At 45.8% G+C, this 23,034-nt stretch carries 19 protein-coding genes and 2 pseudogenes; 8 read left to right on the plus strand and 13 right to left on the minus strand.

Annotated elements, in window-relative coordinates; all coding sequences use genetic code 11:
- Window positions 1–194: 194 nt before the first annotated feature.
- Complete coding sequence (locus tag I1H34_RS28490) at window positions 195–815, minus strand: hypothetical protein (RefSeq protein WP_212666735.1); 621 nt, start codon at window positions 813–815, stop codon at window positions 195–197.
- Between the two features lie 15 nt (window positions 816–830).
- A complete protein-coding gene (locus I1H34_RS28495) occupies window positions 831–989 on the minus strand; it encodes a hypothetical protein (RefSeq protein ID WP_212666937.1) in 159 nt (52 codons plus the stop codon).
- Window positions 990–1,607: 618 nt separating this feature from the next.
- Between I1H34_RS28495 and I1H34_RS28500 the strand changes: the two genes are divergently transcribed.
- A complete protein-coding gene (locus I1H34_RS28500) occupies window positions 1,608–2,192 on the plus strand; it encodes a hypothetical protein (protein WP_212666736.1) in 585 nt (194 codons plus the stop codon).
- A gap of 125 nt (window positions 2,193–2,317) precedes the next feature.
- Here the strand turns inward: I1H34_RS28500 and I1H34_RS33020 are convergent, their stop codons facing one another.
- A complete protein-coding gene (locus I1H34_RS33020; protein WP_315874907.1) occupies window positions 2,318–2,581 on the minus strand; it encodes a double-stranded RNA binding motif domain-containing protein in 264 nt (87 codons plus the stop codon).
- 142 nt (window positions 2,582–2,723) lie between these two features.
- The gene (locus tag I1H34_RS28510) at window positions 2,724–2,936 is read right to left on the minus strand and encodes a DUF2811 domain-containing protein (RefSeq protein WP_212661525.1); all 213 of its coding nucleotides are present in this window, start codon (window positions 2,934–2,936) and stop codon (window positions 2,724–2,726) included.
- Between the two features lie 633 nt (window positions 2,937–3,569).
- On the opposite strand from I1H34_RS28510, the gene I1H34_RS28515 reads away from it, so the two are divergent.
- Window positions 3,570–3,842: an RNA recognition motif domain-containing protein gene (locus I1H34_RS28515; RefSeq protein ID WP_212666737.1), complete on the plus strand. Its 273-nt coding sequence runs from the start codon at window positions 3,570–3,572 to the stop codon at window positions 3,840–3,842.
- Window positions 3,843–3,892: 50 nt separating this feature from the next.
- On the opposite strand, the gene I1H34_RS28520 is transcribed toward I1H34_RS28515, so the two are convergent.
- Window positions 3,893–4,729 (minus strand): hypothetical protein, encoded by an 837-nt coding sequence (locus tag I1H34_RS28520; RefSeq protein ID WP_212666738.1) that lies wholly within the window; start codon window positions 4,727–4,729, stop codon window positions 3,893–3,895.
- 141 nt (window positions 4,730–4,870) lie between these two features.
- On the opposite strand from I1H34_RS28520, the gene I1H34_RS28525 reads away from it, so the two are divergent.
- Window positions 4,871–5,791: a hypothetical protein gene (locus tag I1H34_RS28525; RefSeq protein ID WP_212666739.1), complete on the plus strand. Its 921-nt coding sequence runs from the start codon at window positions 4,871–4,873 to the stop codon at window positions 5,789–5,791.
- A 30-nt stretch (window positions 5,792–5,821) separates the two neighbouring features.
- Here I1H34_RS28525 and I1H34_RS28530 read toward each other — a convergent pair whose 3' ends face one another.
- The 4 genes and pseudogenes from I1H34_RS28530 to I1H34_RS28545 form a co-directional block, all read right to left on the minus strand.
- Window positions 5,822–6,184, minus strand: a complete 363-nt coding sequence (locus tag I1H34_RS28530) for a leucine-rich repeat domain-containing protein (protein ID WP_249370270.1) — start codon at window positions 6,182–6,184, stop codon at window positions 5,822–5,824.
- Window positions 6,185–6,441: 257 nt separating this feature from the next.
- Window positions 6,442–7,578, minus strand: a pseudogene (locus I1H34_RS28535) (IS4 family transposase).
- Between the two features lie 60 nt (window positions 7,579–7,638).
- Window positions 7,639–8,522 (minus strand): IS630 family transposase gene (locus I1H34_RS28540; RefSeq protein WP_212666740.1). Its coding sequence is split into 2 segments (ribosomal slippage): window positions 7,639–8,193 and window positions 8,196–8,522, totalling 882 coding nucleotides; the frame shifts between segments, so codons are not numbered across the junction.
- Between the two features lie 347 nt (window positions 8,523–8,869).
- Window positions 8,870–9,274 (minus strand): hypothetical protein, encoded by a 405-nt coding sequence (locus I1H34_RS28545; protein ID WP_249370271.1) that lies wholly within the window; start codon window positions 9,272–9,274, stop codon window positions 8,870–8,872.
- A gap of 20 nt (window positions 9,275–9,294) precedes the next feature.
- On the opposite strand from I1H34_RS28545, the gene I1H34_RS28550 reads away from it, so the two are divergent.
- The 3 genes from I1H34_RS28550 (at window position 9,295) to I1H34_RS28560 (ending at window position 12,017) form a co-directional block, all read left to right on the plus strand.
- Complete coding sequence (locus tag I1H34_RS28550; protein WP_249369176.1) at window positions 9,295–10,536, plus strand: ISAs1 family transposase; 1,242 nt, start codon at window positions 9,295–9,297, stop codon at window positions 10,534–10,536.
- A 253-nt stretch (window positions 10,537–10,789) separates the two neighbouring features.
- Window positions 10,790–11,698, plus strand: coding sequence for an FHA domain-containing protein (locus I1H34_RS28555; RefSeq protein ID WP_212666741.1), 909 nt, complete (start codon window positions 10,790–10,792; stop codon window positions 11,696–11,698).
- Between the two features lie 82 nt (window positions 11,699–11,780).
- Entirely contained in the window at window positions 11,781–12,017 is a 237-nt protein-coding gene (locus tag I1H34_RS28560) for a hypothetical protein (RefSeq protein WP_212666742.1), read from the plus strand.
- Between the two features lie 265 nt (window positions 12,018–12,282).
- Here I1H34_RS28560 and I1H34_RS28565 read toward each other — a convergent pair whose 3' ends face one another.
- The 3 genes from I1H34_RS28565 to I1H34_RS28575 all read right to left on the minus strand — a co-directional run bounded on the left by I1H34_RS28565 (window position 12,283) and on the right by I1H34_RS28575 (window position 16,168).
- The gene (locus I1H34_RS28565; protein ID WP_212666920.1) at window positions 12,283–12,681 is read right to left on the minus strand and encodes a response regulator; all 399 of its coding nucleotides are present in this window, start codon (window positions 12,679–12,681) and stop codon (window positions 12,283–12,285) included.
- Window positions 12,678–13,961 (minus strand): IS256 family transposase, encoded by a 1,284-nt coding sequence (locus tag I1H34_RS28570; protein ID WP_212661567.1) that lies wholly within the window; start codon window positions 13,959–13,961, stop codon window positions 12,678–12,680. Before I1H34_RS28570 ends, I1H34_RS28565 begins: the two co-directional genes overlap by 4 nt.
- 140 nt (window positions 13,962–14,101) lie before the next feature.
- Complete coding sequence (locus tag I1H34_RS28575) at window positions 14,102–16,168, minus strand: ATP-binding protein (protein WP_212666743.1); 2,067 nt, start codon at window positions 16,166–16,168, stop codon at window positions 14,102–14,104.
- A gap of 128 nt (window positions 16,169–16,296) precedes the next feature.
- Here I1H34_RS28575 and I1H34_RS33165 point away from each other — a divergent pair.
- A pseudogene (locus I1H34_RS33165) lies at window positions 16,297–17,687 on the plus strand (ISKra4 family transposase).
- A 402-nt stretch (window positions 17,688–18,089) separates the two neighbouring features.
- Here the strand turns inward: I1H34_RS33165 and I1H34_RS28595 are convergent.
- Entirely contained in the window at window positions 18,090–18,371 is a 282-nt protein-coding gene (locus I1H34_RS28595) for an RNA recognition motif domain-containing protein (RefSeq protein WP_212666746.1), read from the minus strand.
- Window positions 18,372–18,855: 484 nt separating this feature from the next.
- Between I1H34_RS28595 and I1H34_RS28600 the strand changes: the two genes are divergently transcribed.
- Window positions 18,856–22,935 carry a PAS domain S-box protein gene (locus I1H34_RS28600; protein ID WP_212666747.1) on the plus strand — a complete coding sequence of 1,360 codons (4,080 nt, stop codon included), beginning with the start codon at window positions 18,856–18,858 and terminating at the stop codon, window positions 22,933–22,935.
- Window positions 22,936–23,034 lie beyond the last annotated feature (99 nt).

The raw sequence follows: 23,034 nt of genomic DNA on the forward strand, positions 1-23,034 counted from the left end.
TTTTAAGCTTTTTTTCGACGTTTATCGTACCTGTAAAAAGTAGGCTTTAAATGAGTTGCGTTACCGATTCGGTGTGTATTTACCACGTCAGGAAAACTGGTCTAGCAATTCTCTACCTGCGTCATGGAGCGGCTGTGGCACACAGCCGCTCCATGACGCAGGTAGAATAAACATCACTTTCCATGTTTACCCAATCACCCCCAAACCCTACTCACCCGTTCCCGATCCAACCACACTCCGATCATCTCCTCAATCCGCTCAATGGTCTCCCCTGGCCGCAGACTCAACACCTGCAACACATCAAACGTGTCCTCTAATTCCAAGGCACACTCAAAACAGAACTCAGGCGTATCAAACGAGATTCTGATGAAGGGCTTGCCGCTGCCCTCAACGGTAATCCAATATTTCCCTGAACTGCTTTGGGAAACGGTCAGATACTCAAGCTGCCCCTTTTGCTTGGTCTGCTCAATCAGAGTCTTTTGACTCTGCTCAAGAGCGTGGAATTTTGCCTCAAAGTCTCTGGATACTCTGGGGGGTCGGACTCGTCCTGGTGTTTGCCGAGCTGAATACCCTCGTTGTGTTCTCCGTGTATCGGTGGGTTCGCTGCGGTCGTATTTGAGAGTGGGTTCAGTGGTGCGATCATCGTCTTCAGACTGTGGAGCTACCTTGCGCTTCACTGGCAGATCATCTTTCCGATCGATGGTGGGGAATGATGCCTTGTCTGAGTATGTGGGGGTTGATTCAGTGTTTGTTGGTATCTTTAGCGAGAGTTGGGTTGATGCCTTGGGCTTCAGTGAGACGAGTTTGGGTTTCAATGCAGATATCCTCTACTAAGGCACGTCCAGTGTAGCCTCTAGGATATGCGCGAGGGATTTCGTTGGGAACTCTGTTTTGTCTAGGAGTTTTGGAGTGGAAGGGGCGGGCTTGGGTTGCTCTGGGGTGGTCTGGGGGGTGGGCTTGGAGTTGAGGCTGATGATTTGGGGGTTCATGGGGAGAGTCTTCTAACGCACCGTTAGTTTATCGATATGGCTTCTTGAGGGGAGGGGATTGTTGTAAACGCTTACTTACTTCAATACCTTCCACACTATCTTCAACTTTAAGTTTTCGTTGTTTTATATATAGATAAAGCTCAATCTATATTTATTTATTAATTTGCTATAATCTATGTGTACTTAATCAAGCTTGCACCTCGCTAAGTACACATCTGCATACAGCGGATCGCAGGTTGGTAGGGGACATATTCAATCCTGGAGCATTTACTGATCAAGCTTTTTAAGAGTTGTGGCTGTCCCCTATCTATATGAAAACCGCTGTAGGTGATTTTGTCTGGCGCACTCCCCCAAGTGCGCCTTTGTTGGGGCTAAAAATGTTTTTTGCAATGCTACTGGGAGAATTCGGATTGGTTCAAGCCTTAAGTTGCCAGGGTAACACCTTGATGCAAAACTAAAGTCCTAAGATCATTGTCTAATAGTAGTTTTCAGCTTCCTCCATTTAGTAAAAAGTGTTGCCCTGCTTTGAACTGTACATTTAGAAGTATCAAAACTATTACTAAAAGTGGCTGGTCAGTTATCTTACTGATGCCTTTAATAGTTGGCTGTCAAACTGGTGTGCCAATTTCCCCTATCTCGATCCCCGATATCCAGACAGATTCATCAGTCACTGTAGATTCAAAATCAGGCATCAAGTTCAGGCAATATAACGGTCAAGAACGATTTACTCTTAAATCTCAACCCGATGGTGCCAAATTGGTAGATGCTTCAGGCCAAGTGATCCTGCGATTAAAGAAAGATTCTGCTCAAAAAATAAAAATTAAAGATCACCAGGAACAGGTGCGGGGCTATGTCGTACCTGTGGATGATACCTGGAAGCTGAAATCACCAGATCAGAGCCAAAATCTGTTTATCTTGCATCGTCAAAAAGATGGGGGCTATCAACTCAAAACGGGGGGTAATCAGTTGGTATATCGCTTAAAGATTCAGGATTATGGCTATGAAGTAGAGATGGCTAGTAAACAATCTTTATACACGATTAAAACTAAGAGAGGTAAAACACTTCTCAAAGACTCAAACGATGAAATTCTCTTATATACCAAGCCACCGATTTCTCCAATAGTGATGGCAAGTTTCGGTTTGGACGCATTAACGGAAGCTCAACAAACGGCCCTTGCCTATGCCTTAAGTGAGGAATTATAAGATACCTATTCAACTGAATTGAAAGGATCATGTCGCATAATAGTGGTTCTGAATTGTAATACCTCTGAATTCCATCAAGAACCATCCTGCTGATCCAAAGATTTAATTGATGAAAGGCATTTGTTCTATTGCATCACCTTTAACTCCCCCGCAGCCTCCACCTTCGCCTGTTTCTTAGACAAACCCTCACCAACTCCCTCCAGTCCCATCGCCCGCACTGCACATCGAAATCCTTCCGGTATCACCTCAAACTCATATCTAGGCATAGAGATTTGCTGACGCTGACATAACTCCTGCAATGCCCCAATCGGATTCTCCACCATACCACCAGCCAAGCTCACGGGTTCCTCTTGGTCTGGGTACAAGACCCTCACCTGTTGCTCAGCCATACGAATAGCTCGGCTCCTGGCGCGATCTAGGAGTTTGATCAGGGCGTCTTCAGGGTCATCGTTGGGATATGTGTAGGCGAGGAATCCAAGGTGATCCTGGGTTAGGCAGATGGACAGACTGAGGGTTAGCTGGGGGTAGGCATTAACAAGCAGTTGGCAAATCTTTCTTAAACAGACTATCTAAGTAAATACGAGCTGTTCTGCGGTCTGATTGCCCGTACTGCATCAGGAATAGCGATAGTGCTGCTGAGAAAACCCGATCTTGATCCCAGTCAGGATGGGTGTCTAGATAACCTTTCAAGGCATCATGAAGCTCTTCAGGGATATCGGCCAGAATACTTATTGTTGTGGACATAAATTCGGTCATCCTTGAACAACAGTGAGGTCGGTAGTGATGGTCTAAAAACCAAAAAATTAAGCACGCAAATAGATGCCCTCTTTTATCAAACAAGTCAGTGTCGAAGAACGTTCTTCGGCCCTATAGCTTGCTCAATATTGAGCGCACGCACTTAAGCCTGGGAACACCATCTTGCGATCAACATGCGTGAATGTCAAATCCATTTTGAGGAAATTGAATTGAACTCTAACCTATACACACTAATGGATTAGACTGAATCAAACTTATATGATTTTCCACAGAAAAAGCCAAAAACCTTATCCTGTCGTTGGAACTTGTGGAAAACAGCCTGTAGGCTGTGGAGAACTTTAGATATATTGTGGCTAACCTGTGGAGAACTCACAATGATTTTCTCAATAAAGCAATCTAATTGAGTTACTCACAAATAGTCATTCATCATAAACCAGAGTCTCTGTAAAGATTTCTGCTTCAACCAACATCTAATATGGGGATCGGTTAGCATATTCACTGAGATAATTAGTATCGGGTTCCCGTTAGTTTTCAGAATTGCTTGATTTTTTCCAGTTCAATTTTCAAGGCCACGCACCGAAATCTATATCTCTACACATTATTGATTTTGGAAATTAATTCATGTCAATTTACGTTGGTAACCTCTCTTATGATGTTACAGAGCAAGACCTAAATACCGCTTTTGCTGAATATGGAACCGTAAAAAGTGCCCAGCTTCCCACTGACCGTGAAACAGGGCGTAAGCGTGGATTTGGTTTTGTCGAAATGGGTGATGAAGCTGAAGAAGCCAAAGCTATTGAAGAACTTGACGGTGCTGAATGGATGGGACGTACTCTCAAAGTGAATAAGGCAAAGCCCCGTGAAAATAGAGGTGGTGGTGGTAACCGCTGGTAGAGCCAATTTGAATTAATGGAATCTGATCTCATAGCTCAATCGCTTTAGGGCTATGAGATTACCTGATCAGATTTCTCCGCTTCACTCATAACAGCCTCCACACCCACCACCGTGACCGTGACTCCTTTTCGCTGACACTCAAAACGATAGAGTTTTCTATCCTCCAACTTCTCCAAGCACTCCTCACTGATCAGAGGTGAGTGCTGAAGAATCCTCCTATTGTTATCCAGCTTCTGATCACGCTGGACCAACACTCTTTGCTTGTGTGCATTCCACACTCCGATCAACACCCAAGCTTCAGGCTTCTCAGGGGTTACCTCAATCGCCCCTGCGAATTGTGTGAAGAATATTTGACCATCAATAATCTGGGGATAGCATTTGACCATCAAGGGTCTATGCAAGGCGGCTTTAGTAAATTTTGCGAATCGATGCTTTACTCTCAAGGGAATCTGATGACCGTCAAGCTCTAGAAAGTAATTGGGTCGTTCCTTCTCCCCCTCAACCTCCTGAACCCGGATGATTCCCGGAAGTCGGCACCAGGCCCGATGGGTGCCATTGCCAGAGAGCAGAGGCTGTCTCTTATTTCGCTGCTTTCGCTGCTTAGATTTTGCCTGGGGAGTTTTTGTCGCCTGCTGTTGCTGGGGTGTTGCTTTGGGTTTTCCCTTGGCCTGATCCTGGTCTATGGATTGACGTTTGGTACTAGCCTGAGAGGCTTTTGGTATTTCTTTTGATGGTGCTTTGGCAGAACCTGTTGTGAGTTGTTCTATCTGTAGCTGAGATTCGAGTTTCGCAATCGTTCGTTTTAGGAGAAGGGCAGCAGTTTCGTTGTTGCACTGCTCAAGCTGAACTTTGAGTTGGTTGAGCTTGTCGATAGTTGCAGAGGGCATAGGAAACCTCACTAGGGACAGACTTGCAGCTATTCTAATGTAGAGAAGTGAGATTTGGGGATTTTGCCGTAATGCTGGCTAGACAAAACTAACCTATAGCGTTCTCTGTTTTACTAGAACTACACCGAGATGAAAGAACCTATGGCCGCTGACAACAAATACTCCGAAGTACTCCTTGAGTTAAAAACCCACTACCAGGAGACACTGGCTGAACTTGAAGCCCAAACGAATCAACTCAAGACTAAACTCACGTCTCTAGATACGTTGATTGAAGATCCTTTATTGGGCACAGACATCCTTTCATTTCTTCAAGGAGAAGCAGACTTACTACCCCCAGCAGAACCAGCCCCAGACTCCAAAGCTGCTGACACAGTAGAACCCAAAGCCAAGTCTAAGAAAACTGCTCCAAAAGCTGCTTCAAAGAAGAAGTCTTCAACTCCCCAAAAATCAGCTTCTACTGCAAAGACAAGCGGAACAGTAGAAACTAAAGCCGAAGCTACCCCAAAGAAAGCTGCTCAGAAAGCGTCACCCTCATCTGGGAAGAGAAAATCTCCAACATCCAAAAAATCAGCCTCAGCTCCAAAAAATGCAAATAAGGTAGAGCCTAAAGCTGAAGCTACTTCCAAGAAAGCCGCCCCAAAAGCTTCGTCCACATCCTCAAAGAAAAAATCTGCAACTCCTAAGAAAGCTATATCTCAAACTGCCGCAAAGAAAGAGAAAAGTCAGAAGAAAACAAGCAGCACTTCATCAAGCAGTCTGACAATGAACAAGCCGTATGATCAGATGAACAAAATTGATGCAATCTCACAGATCATGCAGGAGAACCCTGGGAAAGTCATGCACAACGATGATCTGATCTTTATTATATTTGGTGAACTGAGTGGAGACGAACTCAAAGCTGAGCGCAATCGGATGTACAAAACCATGTATGACGGAACAAAGCAGAACCGATGGATTAAATCCCCTAATGTACCAATGAGTTATATCTTTGAAGAAAATTCACAGGTTAAACCCAAGGAATCTAAAAAGACTAAAACCCGGAAATCTCCTAAGAAGTCCTGATGTTGAAACGCAGTTCCACTCAATAAAAAATCAACGAGATTCATATTGCTCAAGAATATGAGGGGGTAATGGGTTGCCCTCCACGGTGATCTTTGTTGATTGATGCAGCTTCTCTATCTCTGGTGGCAAGCTACTCAGTTGATTGCCCCGGAGGTCTAGCGTTTGTAGCTTGGTAAGCTGTCCAATTCCTGATGGCAAGCTACTCAGTTGGTTGCTCGATAGGTTTAGCGATTGCAGATTGGTAAGCCATAGGATCTCTGGTGGCAAGCTACTTAGTCGGTTACTCGACAGGTTTAGCTTTTGTAGCTTGGTAAGCTGTATGATTCCTGTTGGTATTTGGGTAAGTGACAGCTCGCTCAAATCTAGCTCAGATGCCTTTGTCTCTTTTGCCACTTGAATTCGACGCTGGACCTCAAAATAGCGTTGAACTTCTTTGGGTAATTGTGATTGCGCTAGATGTGTAGAATCCCAATACAGTCCGGATAGCTTCTAAGCCGTGTTGGGTATAGCAAAAGCTAATCTCTCTAAATTGCTTCCACTGCCCCTATGTGCTGGTTTCCTTGAGGGGAACTTCGACCTTGGTTTTTTGACGACCCTGGGGTTACTTCTTCCCTGTCGAGGCGGGATGGTCTGGTCTAGGATCTCATGAGCTAACCAACTGAGAAAAAAGGGAGTTCTTTAGGTGGTGTGGCTTGAAAAGTAGGAACTGCTCTGCGTAGAACTTTGAGGGTTCCAGTGAAGCCTATATTCAAAGGAGAAATCTCACCGTGTTCCGCCGCTTGGAACATCAAGCAACGGACAGCCCAATGTGCCAATAACCACCCATATACTTCTTGAACCACTTCCCGAGGATTCTTGGAGCGAATAGGGGTTTTACGACCATTGAGGTGCGTTTTGAATTCATCGAGTGTATTTTCTACTTCCCATCTTTGGTGATATTCTTGCGCCAATAATAGAGCTGGGAATTGTTCAATATCTAGCAAGTCAGTCATCAATCGGTAAACCTACGGTTCGTCCTCATCATCAATGATGTACTCAATGATTCGAACCTGAATCCGTTGTCCTCCTTTCTTCTTAGATTTGCGGTCTGGAGCAATCCAACTCAAATAAGACCCATCTGCACATTCTTCTACCCGTTCAAATTTCACATTGGCCGGCACTCGTCCGAGCAGGTGACACTTCTGTTTGAGAGTCGCGTTGACCATCTTGTAGGAATGAAGTCCTCGATCCCACATCAGGAGCATCCCTTCGCTGACAGAGCGTAACAGTTTAATGGCGCGAACTCGCTCCCCGATCCGATAGGGACACATCAGGGCATCTGTGATCAAATGAGTACCCGATTCAACCAAGATGACTAATCGAGCTTTGGGAAAAGCTGCACGAGTCCCTGCACGAGAGCCAGGATATCCAAACACTCTGGCATTGGCGTCAGTATCAGGGACATCAAAGACTGTCCCATCGACACTCATCACTCTCAAACCACCCAGGAATGCACCAGAGGTTTGTGCTGTTCCTAAAGGACGAGCTATCAAAGCAAACAATTGACTTATCACCCGAGGCCCCACCCGTTGACGCGCTTCACTAATTGACGATTTGCTGGGTACTCGCCATCGTTGAGCTAGCCGAATCCATTGCTCACTCAAGCCAGAGACTAAGTTCTTGAGTACATCAACGATGGAGTCATGAGACCAAAAATGCATTGCAATGACCAAAGCCACAACGACATGTGTAGGTAAGCGTCGATTCCGTTGCTCTCGGCTACCTGTGGAGTCAATCGCTTCGGTAATCTTGTCTGTGGGAATAGCTGTCTCAATTGCCTGGAATAGTTCTCCTGGCTTTATATAGCACTACGGGAATATGTTAGTACACTCCTTAAAGGCAGCATCTACACAATCACGAAAAGTGTCAAACTCATCCCATCGCTGCTTCATCCAGTTTTTGAGTACAAACCACCATCGCTCAATTTTGTTGAGATCAGGAGAATAGCTCGGTAGATACCAAATCTCACACCCTGCTTCAGCTACGATTTCTTCGATACTTTGTCCATGGTGAAAACTGGCATTATCAATCACGATAATATCGCCAGGGTGTAGCTGGGGCAGGAGACTCTGCTGTAACCACGCCTCAAATAACAAACGATTGCAAGACCCTTCGAAAGTCATCGGGGCAAATAACTGTCGCTCTTTGAGCGCAGCAATGAAACTGACTCGCTCTGTCCGCTTGCCTGATTTAAGGTCATAGAATCGTTGACCAATGGGGCAATATCCATAGGGATAATCCGCTCGATTATCGATACCTGCTTCATCCACATAGACTATCTGGTGAGGATGTTTGGTCTGTAACCGCTCTATAAAGGCTTGGCGTTGCGTTTCATCCCGTTCTCGATAGCCATAGGTCTTTTTTTTCGACTCAATCCTAATTTCTTCAAGGCATCACTGATATTTTGCTGGGTGACATTATCACCCCATAATTTAGCCATTTGGGCCTGAGTCTTTCCCCCATGCTCTTGAGCAAATTCACGAAAGCGCTCCCAATCTGTAATTTTGTGGCGAGCTCCTTGCTGGTAGTGGGTAATGGCCTGACAATCACCGGTCGATTCCTCTCGCGCTATCCATAAGTGCAAGGTGTTCCGACTGATGTTTAACATCCGGCATACGTCGACTTTCCGTTCTCCATTCTTGACCGCAGCAATCGCTTTGCAGCGAAGGTCATAACTATAAGGGGCTGGCATACTTCTGCAGTGATAGCTTCTATTTATAGTACTAACACAGTTTCGTAGTGCTATATCAGGAGAAATTAGAGTGAAATCTCTCAACAGCATAGGTATGTTGACTTGCTAGTAGGGATAGTCAACAATTTATCTTGCTTTATGCTTATCCGAACAGTATTGTGTAGAATCCTTATGAGCTGGATTTGCCAGTACAACTACAAACTTTCTACCCACTGAGTTGCCTAGCCCTACTGCCAGAGCTACCAACACCACAATTCCTTGAGAGAGTCTCCTAATATGTGACATATTCCGCAGCTTCCTCAGAAAAAAGAATAACTGTACTCAAGTCTAGATCTACCCTGCTATTATCACCCCCAGGCCCTCGCCACCCGCTCCCGATCCAGCCACACTCCGATCATCTCCTCAATCCGCTCAAACGTCTCACCTGCCCTCAGCCCGATCACCCGCGAAATATCGAACGTGTCCTCTAACTCTAGTGATGCCTCAAAGCAGAATTCTGCTGTATCGAATGGCTGTCTGATGAATGGCTTACCACTGCCCTCGACAGTAATCCAGAATTTCCCTGAACTGCTTTGGGAAACGGTCAGATACTCAAGCTGCTCCTTTTGCTTGGTCTGCTCAATCAGAGTCTTTTGACTCTGCTCAAGTGCGTGGAATTTTGCCTCAAAGTCTCTGGATACTCTGGGGGGTCGAACTCGTCCTACAGGGGCAGCGCAAGAAAAATGAAGCTGTAATATGCTTTGGAACTCCATTCTGTTAAAAGGGTTTCCCCATGGCTACAGGATTCAGCAAGCCTCCTTCCTCACCAGCTTCCACTGACTCATCCTCGTCACTCCTGCCTGCCAGTGATTGCGATCAGGCTTATCAACAATTGTCCGAGTGTTTTGAAGATTTGCCTGATCCACGTGGAGGCCAAGGTGTCCAGCATCCGTTTGTCAGCATCGTCGTGATTGGACTATTGGCAAGTTTAGGTGGCGCACAAGGGTGGGAAGACATTGAAACCTATGGTCTAAGCCATCAAGATTGGTTGTCGAGTTTTCTGAGGCTACCGTCCGGGATACCGACAGCAGACACCTATCGACGAGTGTTTGAGCGTATTTGCCCCTCCGCTTTTGAGCGGAGTTTCAATCACTGGTTGGATCAGGTAGTGACAACCCTCGGCGCTCAAGTGATACCGATTGACGGCAAACAACTCAGAGGTTCCTATGATCGCAATCAAGACCAATCCGCATTGCATCTGGTCAGTGCTTGGGCCAGTGAGTATCGGTTATTTCTAGGACAGGTCAAAGTTGCAGACAAGAGTAACGAAATTACCGCTATTCCAGCACTGCTAGAGCTATTAGACATTGCCGGGTGCATTATTACCATTGATGCAATGGGAACTCAGCACGAGATTGCCCGCCACATTCAAGCTAAAGAGGCTGACTATGTGCTGGCCCTCAAGGAGAATCATCCCACGCTGTTTGAGCAGGTTGAGCAATGGTTTGAAACGGCTGAAGCGAATGAGTTTAAGGGCATTGAGCACAGCTATGATGCCCGGGTGGAAGCAGGGCACCATCGTCGCGAGAAACGACAAGTTTGGGCCGTGTCCCTTCAACAGATGGGTCCTCTCTACAAGCAGGCGCAGTGGAAGGGCTTGCAAACCATCGTCAAGGTCGCTCGGACCCGCCACTTGTGGAACAAAACCACCTATGAGGTGATGTTTTATATCAGCTCTCTACCGCCAAATGCTCAGCAGTTGGGCAAAGCCATCCGCCAGCATTGGTCGATTGAGAACCAACTCCACTGGGTCTTAGATGTGACCTTTGGCGAAGATGCTAGCCGCATTCGCACAGGACATGCACCGGAAAACATGGCCATCCTGAGGCGCTGGAGCATCAACCTTCTCAATCAAGAAACGTCCTTTAAGAAAAGTACCCGTCAAAAACTAAAACGGGCGAGCATGGATGAAGCGTATATGCTCAAAGTTCTAGGCGCTTCTATTCCTTTACAGTCTAGCCTTTCAGAGGCTTGATTTTCTTGCGCTTACCCTGACTCGTCCTATCGTGTGCCGAGCTGAATATCCTTGCTGCTCCAACTAGGGCTGGTCAATAAGCTGAAACCCTCAAAAAGATTTGTGTCAGACGCATTAAGATGAGCAGAGGTAAGGTTGAATTATTGGCTTTAAACCGAGCCTGAGGTGATTTTTTGTCACAGAGATGTTCGTTCACTGCGTTAGACTTCCCATACTAATACAATAGACGCCCTCCCCTTGCTTCAACTCAACTATGACTGCTGCCCCCACACCTCAACTGATCATTACTGCTGACACTTCCCAATCAATTGATCTCACCACCCAGCAAACTTGGACAGTAGGACGTAGCTCGATTAATTCAATTGTGTTAGCTGAGAAATCGGTCTCTCGCCACCATGCAAAATTTGAAGTGCTTGATAATCGACATTGTTATTTTGTTGATCTCAATAGCAGTAATGGCTCTCAGATTAACCAAAAACAGGTGGCCGAACCATTACTGCTTAAACATGGAGATGTGATTACGATTGGGGCAACGGAGATTCGGTTCAATTTTCCGTATGTGACCCATGCCGGTTCCACGGTTTCTTTAAGGCCCAAACAAGTGTTAATGATGCAGGAGTCCGCCACCCAAGGTATCATCTGGCAGGAAATCCTCTGCTCACAAGGGTTTGATATGCAGTGGATTCCACCTGCGACCGATCTACAGCAACGGATTAGCTTGGATGCAGCCGCGAATGTACTACCCGATTTGCTTCTGGTTGATTTGGCAGCGTATAAGGGAGATGACCTAGCTTTTTGTGGATGGTGCAATCATACCTACCCTCACTTACCATTGTTTCTGACCCTCAGTAGAAAAGAATCGGTCCCGATTGTGGATATAAATGCGACACTACCCACAGGCACTGAGAAAATATTGCCTGCTTTACCCAGTATGAATCTTCCTCAGAAAATCGACATCTTTGCCCAACAACTAAAATCGGTGTTAGATGAAGTCAGTGGGAGTACCTTTAACCGGGAAAATTTGGCCGTGACGTTGAATTCCCTGGAAGAAATTCTCAATCATGCTAGTATTTCACCTCTGATCGCTAATCGCATAGATGATGGTTCAGAGATGGATGAGTTTACAATCTTAAAGCATCAGAGAAAACCTCTAGCAAGCTAGAAAGTTGTTGTTATAGAATTGTCGTTCTTCAATAGCTAAGCATTCTCATCAGCCCAGATACAACAGGGTGAAGCCAATAATCGTGCAAATTCCACGACAACCCATTCACCCCCAAACTCTCGACTCACCCCCAGACCCTACTCACCCGCTCCCGCTCCAACCACACTCCGATCATCTCCCCGATCCGCTCCATCGTCTCCGGTGGCCTCAGTTCAATCACTTGCCAAATATCGAACGTGTCCTCAATCTCAACGGCGCACTCCAAGCAGAACTCAGCCGAAGCAAAAATCTCCCTGACTACTTAAAAGTGTCGCTCTAAAAGAGCCGCACCCTACGCCATTACTGGATACAGCTTGACTTTTATGTGGCACAGCTTTTGTCAGCCAACCAGTTCCGCCGACATTGCTTACAGCGAAACATGGCATAACTGAGATTGGGGTTTACGCGTAGAAAGGAAACTCGGGTAGATCAGCAACGAAGACAATCCATGAAAGATAGATAGAGCATGGCTTAGGGTAAGCAATCAGCCTATCAGACTGGCAGTGATTCCTCAATTTTGGCTACTCAAGGCTGACAGTTTCGATTTAATTGCATGATTCCCAGCCCAGTATTTTAGCCACCTGAGTCGTTAACGTTAGGGGTTCAAAAGGCTTGCTAATTACTCCGAAAACATCCAATTCGGCGTATTTCAATTGATCAGCGGGCTCTGCCCTTGCTGTTAGCATGATCACAGGCATGGATTGGGTTGATGCATCCTTTCTCAACTCTCGCAGAAGCATTATCCCGTCCATCCCCGGCATCATATAATCCAGTAAAATTGCATCTGGATGCTCTTGTTTAGCTATGAATAATCCTTCTGGACCAGACTCAGCCATTGACACTTTATACCTACCAAAAGCAACCAGACAAGTCTTTACTACCGTTCTGATATACGCTTCATCATCAATCAGGAGGATGTGTTTTTCGTTAGTGTCCCTATTTATTCGCCACGGTTTTTGAGGCGATCATGCTTGGCATGATCCCTACGAGAGACGAGAAAGAAAATCGCTAAACAGCTCTCCTCATTTGGGAAAGCACCAATTTCGTCAGCCTTGGTTCGGAATTTCCGGAACAGCCTTTCTAGCGCATTGGAAGTACGAATCAGCGAATGAAGGGATTCATCAAAATCATAGAAACTCAAGGTCAGGGCAAAATCTTTGATGAAGGTTCTAACAGCATCGGGTTCAAGGTCTGTCCATTTCTGTGCAAACACGAGCAACGTCACAATCGCTTCTTCCCAGTCTGGCGCTTTATAGATAGCATAGGCATCGTGTTTAATTTGTGAATATCGCAGCTTCTTTGCTTCAGAGTGGGAGAGTTCTTGTCCTTGAGCATCCAGGTGTGGCAATTGCTCATAGCCCAAATGCCGGAGCATCGCTCGAACCTTGTGGGTAATGCATCGTTGATGTTGTGCGAGGGGAAACAGAGCGCGAATTACCTTAGGTAGTCCAGTGGTGCCATCACTGACAATCAGCTTCACCAAATGGGTTTGCAATCCTCGGTGCCGCAGGTGCTCAAAGAACAGTAGCCAGGCTGCCTCAGATTCTTGGACAGCCATTTCGTAATGAAGAACGGTTTGTGTCCCATCTGGCCATATCGCCATGGCCACTAAGATGACTCGGTCTTCCGCACGACGTAGCTTCCGGATATGTCCAGCTTGGTCTTCCCAAAAGTCTTCGGAGGCGCATTGAACACTCGCCCACACTCCATCAACAATCAGAATAAAAGGGGTTTTCTCAAGACGAGTTTGACGACTTTGGAGCATTTGCTTCTGAGCTTTGAGAGTAATCCGGTTAATGGCATTCACGGATAAAACTGCTCCCAGGATCTCATAGAGAGCTTCTTGCAAGTCTCGAAGCGATAAACCCATGACATACAAGCCCAGGCAAAACTCTAGAAGGCTACCGAGGGCTCGTTGGTAACGCTCTAGAATCTTCCACTCTCGGTCTGCATTCCCTTTCCGTAGTTTCGGGACAGATAGTTGAGCAATCCTGCCGTACTGGGTATCAAGAACCCGCTGATAATAGCCTGAACGTCGAGGGCGAGTCCCTTGAAGCTCTGATAGATAAGCTTGGACTTCTTCGTCTAGTGCTGACTCTACTGCTATCTGGGTAACTCGGTTAGCCTCAAGGCGCAGGGTTGCTTCTAAAGCTTTGTTAATAGAGGCATATGAACTTTGAGACTGGATACGGATAATCTGCTGCTCACGTTGGGAAATGTTCATCAAGGAGTGCTCCGAATTCTCTATTATCAGAGCATTTCAGCTATTCCAGCTCATGGCGAATAAATCAAGACACTAACTGTTTTTCTGACATCAGATCTTCTTGTCCTAAAGTAAGTAATCCTTCTGCTGCTAACCTTGCACTATCTGCTTTCTGGTTCAGGGAGCGTAAAGCAAAAGGTACTGCCTTGGCCTAACTCGCTATCTGCCCAAATAGTGCCGCCATGCTGCTGCACGATATTTCGACAGATAGCTAAGCCAAGACCTGTGCCTCCTTGCTCACGGGAATCAGAACCATTGACTTGTTGAAATCGATCAAAAATGATTTCCAATTTATCCGCCGAAATTCCCTTGCCATGATCTTTGACCTGAAATAGGACATGTGAAGAAGCGGAAATACCCCTTTCAAGAGAAGCTTGTTGATTACCCTGTGATAGCAATAGCGTATTGCCATTCTGCGTTAGAACACTGAGCCCTATCGTTGATCCAGAACTTGAGAATTTAATCGCATTGCTAACGAGATTCACAAGAACTTGAATGATACGATCTTCATCCGCCCAGACTTGATGGGTGGTCGGTGTAATGACGAGGCAGATATCTTTGTTATCCGCTGTATGGCTTAGGAGTTCAACAACTCTCTGCATCAGTAATGCCGCACTGCACCACTGCTGATGCAATATGATTTTGCGTAATTCAAGACGTTCTAAATCTAAGATGTCATTCACCAGGCGAACCAAACGTTCTGATTCAGTAGCAGCAATTTCGAGCATCTGTTTACTTGTTTCTGGCTGTTCATTCAGTACCCCAGATGCTAATAATCCTAGTGAGCCATGAATAGAGGCAAGCGGGGTCCGCAGCTCATGGCTAACACTGGAGATAAACTCATTTTTCATCTGCTCTAGAGCACGACGTTCGGAAATATCTACAACCTGTATAACAAAATAGAGTGGCTCCCCTTGAGAATCGCGAACAAGGGAGCCACTACAAATGGTCCATAGGGTCTTACCCAATTTATGGAGTAACTTACTTTCAATCTGAAGATTAGATGTCAGATTAGTGATTAACTGTTGAACGCAGTTAGGATAATCACCAAGTTCTTGTGGCTGGATAAGGTCTTGAATGTCTAGCTGGAGTAGTTCTGGTTTGGAATAGCCTAAGAGTTGGCAGAGGGCTGAGTTAACTTGCATGAAATGCCCGCTCATGGTGAGCATAGCCATCCCATTCACTGCATTCTCGAAGGCGTTGCGCAGATGTGTTTCCCTGCTTAGGATCTGGGAGTAACTGTCGGATTGCTTCAGAGCAATCGCCAACTGATTGCTGATATCTTGAAGTAGTTCAGCATCACTAGTCTGCCACTGACGATAGTAAGAACAGCTATGGATAATTAACAGACCCCATACCCGCGGCAAATGGTTGTCATCCATTTGCACAATGGGCGCAACAATTTTCGTTTTGACCCCAACCTGCTCCATGAACTCTGCTAGACAGTCAGCCCATTCATCTTTGAACACATCTAAAACAATGCGAGGGTTCCCCTGACAGTAATGCTCATAGCATTCATCCGGAAAACATTCATCCAGAAACATCATTTCCAATGTCATCGGGTATTCTGGCACGACAGATTCCTTTATGACTATCCCAGATCCTTGTGAGGTGAGATGAAAGATAAGTACTCGATCTGCTTGTAAAGCTTGACGGACTTCGGTAACAGTTGTGGATAAAATTTCGTCAAAGTCTAAAGACTGTCGGATATTTTGGGTGATATTAGCGAGCAGTTGCTTGCGGGCGAGTTGTTCTTCTAGGTGCCTCGTTCGGGATTGAAACTCAGGCTCTATTTCCTGATTGAGATTGGGGTGGTTTATCTGTGGCTCCTGATCTCTGATAATGTAACCTTCTACCCATAGAAAGATAACCTGGCCTGATTCTGAGAAAATGGGTTTTATCGACAGTGTGAAGGGGTTGGAGATACCTGATAGGCTGATATAGGTGACATCTTGCTGAATCCTTTGTCCCAAAGCTACTTGAGCGATAGATGCTTGTAGCTGCTCTTGAAGGTCTGGTGAGTGTGTCCACCAAGGTGCTTCCCCAAAAAATTGACCGAGAATATTTGTCTTCTCTAAACCAATAGCATCTAGAGCTAATTGGTTTACCTCTAGAATAGTTCCATTAACAGTGAGTAATCCAATCAACTCAAAAGGCTGATTTGCCATCTTAAATGTTTAGGCTTTTAGACCTTGGGGAGAGACTTGGACGGGCGTAAGCAAAGGATCGGGGATGCATGGCTCAAAGAAAAACGGGTCAAGGACAATAGATCCTGTACCCGAACCAAAAAACTATCATGACCCTACCATCGCAATTGCTAACCGTGCTAGCCCATGACGAATTTCTAGAACAAACTGAAGCACTCAAAGTATCAACCAGCCTGAGTCAGATGGTTTATATCGTTCTGCAAATGGGCTTGTTTCTAGCTCGCTGTCTTCTGGAGGATGAACTCTCAAGGCGCGCGAAAGCAGTATTTGTATGGCCTGTATGTACTACCTGCGGAACCCGCTTACATTCGAAGGGATGGGAATCTCGTCAGATGCAGACACTGGTAGGCACTATCTCTTGAAAGCGACGGGTGGGCCGTTGTCCCAAAGGATGTCCAGGCAGTCTGTTGACTCCCCTGGATCAAGCCATTGGGATTGCCCCCTATCAGCACAGCAGCGAAGAACTGGTGCGTCTGGGCTGCTTGTTGAGTCTGTTCATGCCCTATGAACTGGCCAGTTGGATGCTGGGTCAGTGGAGTGGTCTATCCGTGAGTCCATCCAGTTTGTGGAACTGGGTGCAATCCGTGGGTAACAAAGCTCAGCAGGAATTAGAAGCTCAACTCAACGCTCAATCATCAGGGACTCAGGCCCCTTGTGAAGCGATTTCAGAGATGTTATCTGCTCTACCTTTGGCCATTGCCGCCGATGGTGTGATGGTCCCCTTTCGCCCCACCCCGAACTCACCCAAGGGAAAAATCCAGTGGCGAGAAGTCAAAGTCGCCATCTTAGCTCGCCTGGGAACACGGGTTACCCGAGCTAAAAAGGAGGTCCCCCAATTACTGCGTCGAAGACTGGTGGCAGTATTGGGCGATATCGACCAGTTCATCCCTTTACTTCAACTCGAAGCTCACAAACAAGACTTTGAATCTGCTCCAAAAGTCATCTGGCTCAGTGATGGGGGACGAGGCTTCTGGCGAGTCTATCGCACCTTGTTCTCTCATTGTGCTGTGGCAGTCCTCGACTTTTTCATTCAGCAGGCCATCTGGCACGAGCAACTAAAGCGATGTTTGGAGATGCCCGCTCTGCTCAAGCCCAAGCCTGGTTCCGGCACTGGCGACACCAATTGCGACACGGGCAACACCTACTTGTATTACGGTCCTTGACGATATTGATTCACTCACAACTGTTAACGGGAAAGTCTTTTTCAACGTTGCTCCAGGTGCAGGCTTATTTCCAACGCCATCATAACCACATCCGTTATCGGCACTTTGAACAGCAACAGATTCCTCTCGGGTCAGGAATGGTTGAAAGTGCATGCAAGTGGTTGATTCAGCAGCGCTTTAAGGGAGTTGGCATGCGCTGGAGTGAGGATGGTTTCAACCATTTACTGATCTTGAGAATTGCCTGGGTCAATGAACGGTTTGACTCCTTATTCCCAGAGGTGACCATTCCGAAAACTAAGGCATCCCCGATCCGCTAAATACGCCCGACTTGGACATATGCCTAAAAAGGATTATAGGACTTGGGGTGCTGAGTAGATTGCGAGCTGCGGTATTTGCTAGCTAGACAATCTGCCCTTCATCCATGGAGTCTGTCCTTCAGTAAAGCCTTTATAAAGGTTGCTGTTAGAATTTTCATCATTAGCCCAGTGCCATTGATGTATTTTTTATAACGGATCAGATGGTCAAAAGAATTGAATTCATACAAAATTAACTTGTAAAACAGTCCAAAATGAAGAGCAGCAACAGTTAAGTTTATGATGCAGTCCATAGTTAAAGTCTGATCTGGCAAGCTGTTCTTTTCAAGTTGAGAGATTAATGATGTAGTATCTCAACTCAATCTACTAAGCATTTACACGTTTTTGAAACCTATACCTAAAGTATTACCAAGCAGGACCACCGCCACGATTTGCCATCCGATTTTTCTTGGGAGTTGCTTTATTCACGTTGAGATTACGTTCCATCATCTCGACACCATCAAGAGCTGAAATGGCAGCCTCTTCCTCGCTATTAGCTTCCATGTCTACAAAAGCAAAACCTCTAGGACGACTTGTCTCACGGTCTGTAGGAATATTGCCCCTAGTGACTGTTCCATACTCTGAAAAGACTGTATTGATATCCGCTTCAGTCATAGTAAAAGACAGGTTACCAACATAAATTGACATAGTTAATTTTCCTAAGATAAAAGGTGATGCTGTCAAGCACTGTTAAATATAGTCTCGAGGAATCTGATGAAGTTCTTAACAATCGTCACCTACCTATCCAGCTGAGATTTTGAACCATAGCAAATTTCATCTTCCTAAATTTAGGGCTCAAATATGAGGAAATTGTGAGAATTAAAAGTAATTTCATCTATTTTTAGAAAACTGGCATTAGAAGAATAGAATTGTATCTATCCCACAATTTTCTTTAGCTTAGTCAATATTTCTCCTAAAAATGAGAGGAATTTACGTAGAGTGTACAATTACTTATTAGAAGATAAAAATATTTACTGAAAGCTTTGGGAAAGGCTAGGCCATCCCTAGATGCTATGTCTGAGTTCTCAGACATAGCAAGAAAATCACATTACTAGCCATTCAAGCTAAGGTTCCTAGGCCTTTTAAGATTAAGACCTGCCTTTTTAAGATGTCCTCTTAGCTTTTCATAGTTATGCGGCAAATCTCAGCTTTTTCGTTGGATCAGACACTCGATCTCCTTTCGCTTACGGTTGCGCCTGATACGCCTTTGCCTGCAGCAATTTGTCAAATGGGGCAGACCTCGATTCATTGTCCTCTTCCTTCAAGAAAGAATGCGGCCCCTCATCAGCGATCGACGGCTGTTCAGCACAGAGGTTGTGTTGTTGTGTTGGACAATTCCCAACTAGTCGGTATCCTGACTGAACGAGATATTGTCAGGCTGATTGCAGAACATCGATCTCTAGCTGAACTAACCGTTGCGGATGTCATGTCGCAGCAGGTCATGACCTTGAAAGCTGAGGATAACCTAGATGTTCTCTCGACTCTAGATCTGATGCGACATCATCAGATTCACCATTTACCAGTGATTGATGAGCAAGGACAGGTTTTGGGGTTGCTAACACCCAGCCAGTTACGTAGTCTTCTAGAGCCTGCTGATTTGATGGAAATCCGTCAGGTCCATGAAGCAATGAACTCGATGGTCATTCATGCATTGCCGAAGGAGTCATTATTCCAGATTACTCAGATCATGACTCAACATCAGGTGAGCTGTGTGGTGATTGTTAAACCAAGAGATGGACCTGCCCATGCTCTCAGCCCGATTGGGATCATTACTGAGCGAGATATTGTCCAGTGCCAGCGGCTAGAGTTGAATTTGGAGCGAACCCAGGCTGAGAAGGTGATGAGTACACCGCTTTTTCTTGTTGACCCAAAAGATTCTCTATGGACAGTACACCAGACGATGCGACGCCATAAAGTGCAACGGCTAGTGGTGGCTGATACTCAAGGGAACTTGCAGGGAATTATTACACAGAGTCATCTGTTGCCTGTGGACCCAGTTGAGATGTACGAAATGCTGGATCTGTTGCAGCAACGCAATCAGAACCTTGAGCAAATGGTTCAAGAGCGATCCTCGAAGCTACAGCGACGTGAAGAGATGCTGCACAACTTAGCATTGGGGGTGGCAGCGGAGACAGGGAAGGATTTTTTGAGATCGCTAGTGAAAGCGCTAACCAAGTCATTAAGAGTAGACTATGCCTTCATCGGTGAAGTTCGTGAGCCTGTTCACTGCATACGCACCCTAGCCGGTTATGGTGACGGGCAGGAGATAGAGAATTTTGAGCACGATTTGACTGAAACTCCCTGTGAGAGAGTTGTGGAGAAAGAGACCTGTCTCTATCCATCCAATGTTCAGCAACTTTTTCCTCAAGACTTATTACTCCAGCGTTACCAAGTTGAAGGATATTTAGGGACACCCTTGATTAATGCTGCGGGTGAAGTTATCGGATTAATCTCTATTTTGAGTCGTCGCACCCTGCCAGACCCGCAGCTAATGACAGAGGTGCTGCAAGCTTTTGCAGCACGGGCTGCTGCTGAGCTAGAGCGACAAACTGTAGAAATTGAGCGGCAGCGATTCTTTGAACTATCTCTGGAGATACTCTGTATAGCTGGTTTGGATGGCTATTTCAAGCGGATCAATCCAGCTTTTGAGCGCATCTTAGGGTATACAAATGGACAGCTGTTGACGCAACCCTTTCTGAACTTTGTCCACCCGGAGGATCGTGCGGCCACTGCTGCTGAGGCGGAATCACTGGCTAGTGGTAGGCAGACCCTTACCTTTGAAAATCGATATCGCTGCTCAGATGGCTCTTATAAGTGGCTGTTGTGGAGTGCGACACCGGATCTTGAACAGCAACTGATCTATTGTGTCGGGCATGATATTACGGAGAGTAAGCAAGTTAAAGTAACTCTCCAGAAAAGTGAATCAAAGCTTCGTAGTTTCTTTGACAGTGCCCCCATGATGATGGGCGTTGTGGAACTCTTAGAGGATGACATTTTACATATTTCTGACAATGTAGTGACAGCTCGTTTGTTCAATGTCACCCCAGTCGAGATGCAAAACAAACGAGCCAGCAAATTGGGTGTTCCCTTAAGCTACATTCGACAATGGATTGCTCAGTACCGGGAGGCGGCACGAACCCAAAAACCACAGAATTTTGAATATTCACACGAAACGGAGGTGGGTCAACGATGGTTATCCGCAACTGTAGTGGCCATCAAAGATAGGGTTGAACAACCAACACGATTTGCTTATATCGTTAACGATATAAGCGATCTCAAGCAGGCAGAGACTGCCCAACAAGAAAGTCAACAGCGACTGAGCAGTATTCTAGATTCCCTGCAAGATATTGTCTGGTCTGTAACGGCAGATTCATTTGAGATGCTTTATCTCAGTCCTGCCGCTGAGACAATTTATGGTCAACCCATTACTGATTTTCTAAAACACCCGGAACTTTGGCTGCAAATGGTTCATCCTGATGATCGAGGTCGAATCAGAGCTTTTACGAATTCACTGATAGAAACTGGCAGCAATGAAATGGAATATCGGATCGTTCGGCCTGATGGATCTATCCGCTGGTTATTGGACCACGCTTGGGTAATCTATGACGATGGCGGTACACCGATGCGGTTAGATGGTGTGGCCACTGACATCACGGATCGTAAACTTGCTCAACAACAGGTCCAAGAGCAAGCAGCGCTTTTGGATGTTGCAACAGATGCCATTTTGGTTCGAGGCATAGATAACCGGATATTATTTTGGAATAAAGGAGCAGAAACCCTCTATGGTTGGGCTTCTGAGGAAGTCTTAGGTCAAAATGCTAATCAGTTGCTCTATCACGATGCAATGGATCAAGAAGAAGAAATTCATCCGTCCTTGACTCGTAAAGGGAGATGGGAAGGCAAATGTCAGCAAATCACAAAAGGGGGACAAGACATCACGGTTATGAGTCGATGGACATTAGTGAAGGATGAGCTAGGCAACCCTAAATCAATCCTGACCGTCAACACAGACATCACTCAGCAAAAGCAATTAGAAACCCAGTTTCTTCGTGCCCAGCGACTAGAGAGTATTGGCACACTCACAAGTGGAATTGCCCACGATCTCAACAACATTCTTACTCCTATCTATGGGGTCGCTCAGCTCTTACCGATGCAACTCCCTGATACCAACGAACATATTCAGCATCAGTTTGAGATTTTGCAAGATTGTGCCAAACGTGGTGCCAAGATCATTAGCCAAATGCTATCGTTCTCCAGAGGTGTGGAGGGTGAACGCACGGCGCTGCAAATTAAACATTTAATTACAGAAATTCAGAGCTTCGCCTATAGAACCTTTCCAAAATCTATTGAACTCTCTATAGATGTGCCTGAAGATCTTTGGTCTGTTAGAGGAGATGCAACCCAGCTCGATCAGGTGTTCATGAACCTATTCATCAATGCTCGTGATGCGATGTCTGAGGGCGGAATTTTAAGCATTTCTGCAACGAATCTAATGCTAGATCAAACCTATGCTGCCAACCACATAGAGGCTCAGACAGGCCCCTATATTCTAGCCACGATTACGGATACAGGGAGTGGCATCTCGGAAGATCACCTTGAGCATATCTTCGAGCCCTTCTTTACGACAAAGCAACCTGAGGGAGGGACGGGCTTGGGGCTATCCACTGTCCATAGCATTATTCAAAGTCATGGCGGTTTTGTCACTGCCTACAGTGAATTAGGTAAAGGGACTCAATTTAAGATTTATCTGCCCGCGATTGAGGCAGCAGATGCAGTAGAGCAAGAAGCGTTAGATTTGCCCTCAGGGCACGAAGAGTTGGTGTTAGTAGTAGATGATGAGGCCCCGATCCGTGAAGTCGCCCAACGTGTTCTAGAAAATCATCACTATAGAGTAGTGGTTGCTGTCGATGGCATTGACGCGATCGCCCAATATACCCAGCATCAAACGGATATTAAAGTAGTTTTGATGGATATGACAATGCCCACATTAGGCGGGGCAACGGCCATCCAAATTATGCAAAAAATTAACTCTCAGTTAAAGGCTATTGTCGTCAGTGGTTTACCGGGTCATGAACAGGTTTCTTCAACGATCGGGGAGAGTGTTAAAGCTTTTCTCCAAAAGCCCTATTCCGCGGCTACCTTGCTAAGGACGTTACAGGATGTCCTTGAAAACAAGTCACAGGTAACAGATGAAGATACCGCTCAAAAGTGAAGCAACAATAATCCGTTAGAACAAGAAGCGAACGATCATACTGGAGAATCGTTGGGGTGCGGCCATAGGCAGTGTGCAGTGTTCATAGCAAAGGGTGAG

Origin of the sequence: Acaryochloris marina S15, assembly GCF_018336915.1 — a bacterium.
Taxonomy (GTDB): Bacteria; Cyanobacteriota; Cyanobacteriia; order Thermosynechococcales; family Thermosynechococcaceae; genus Acaryochloris; species Acaryochloris marina_A.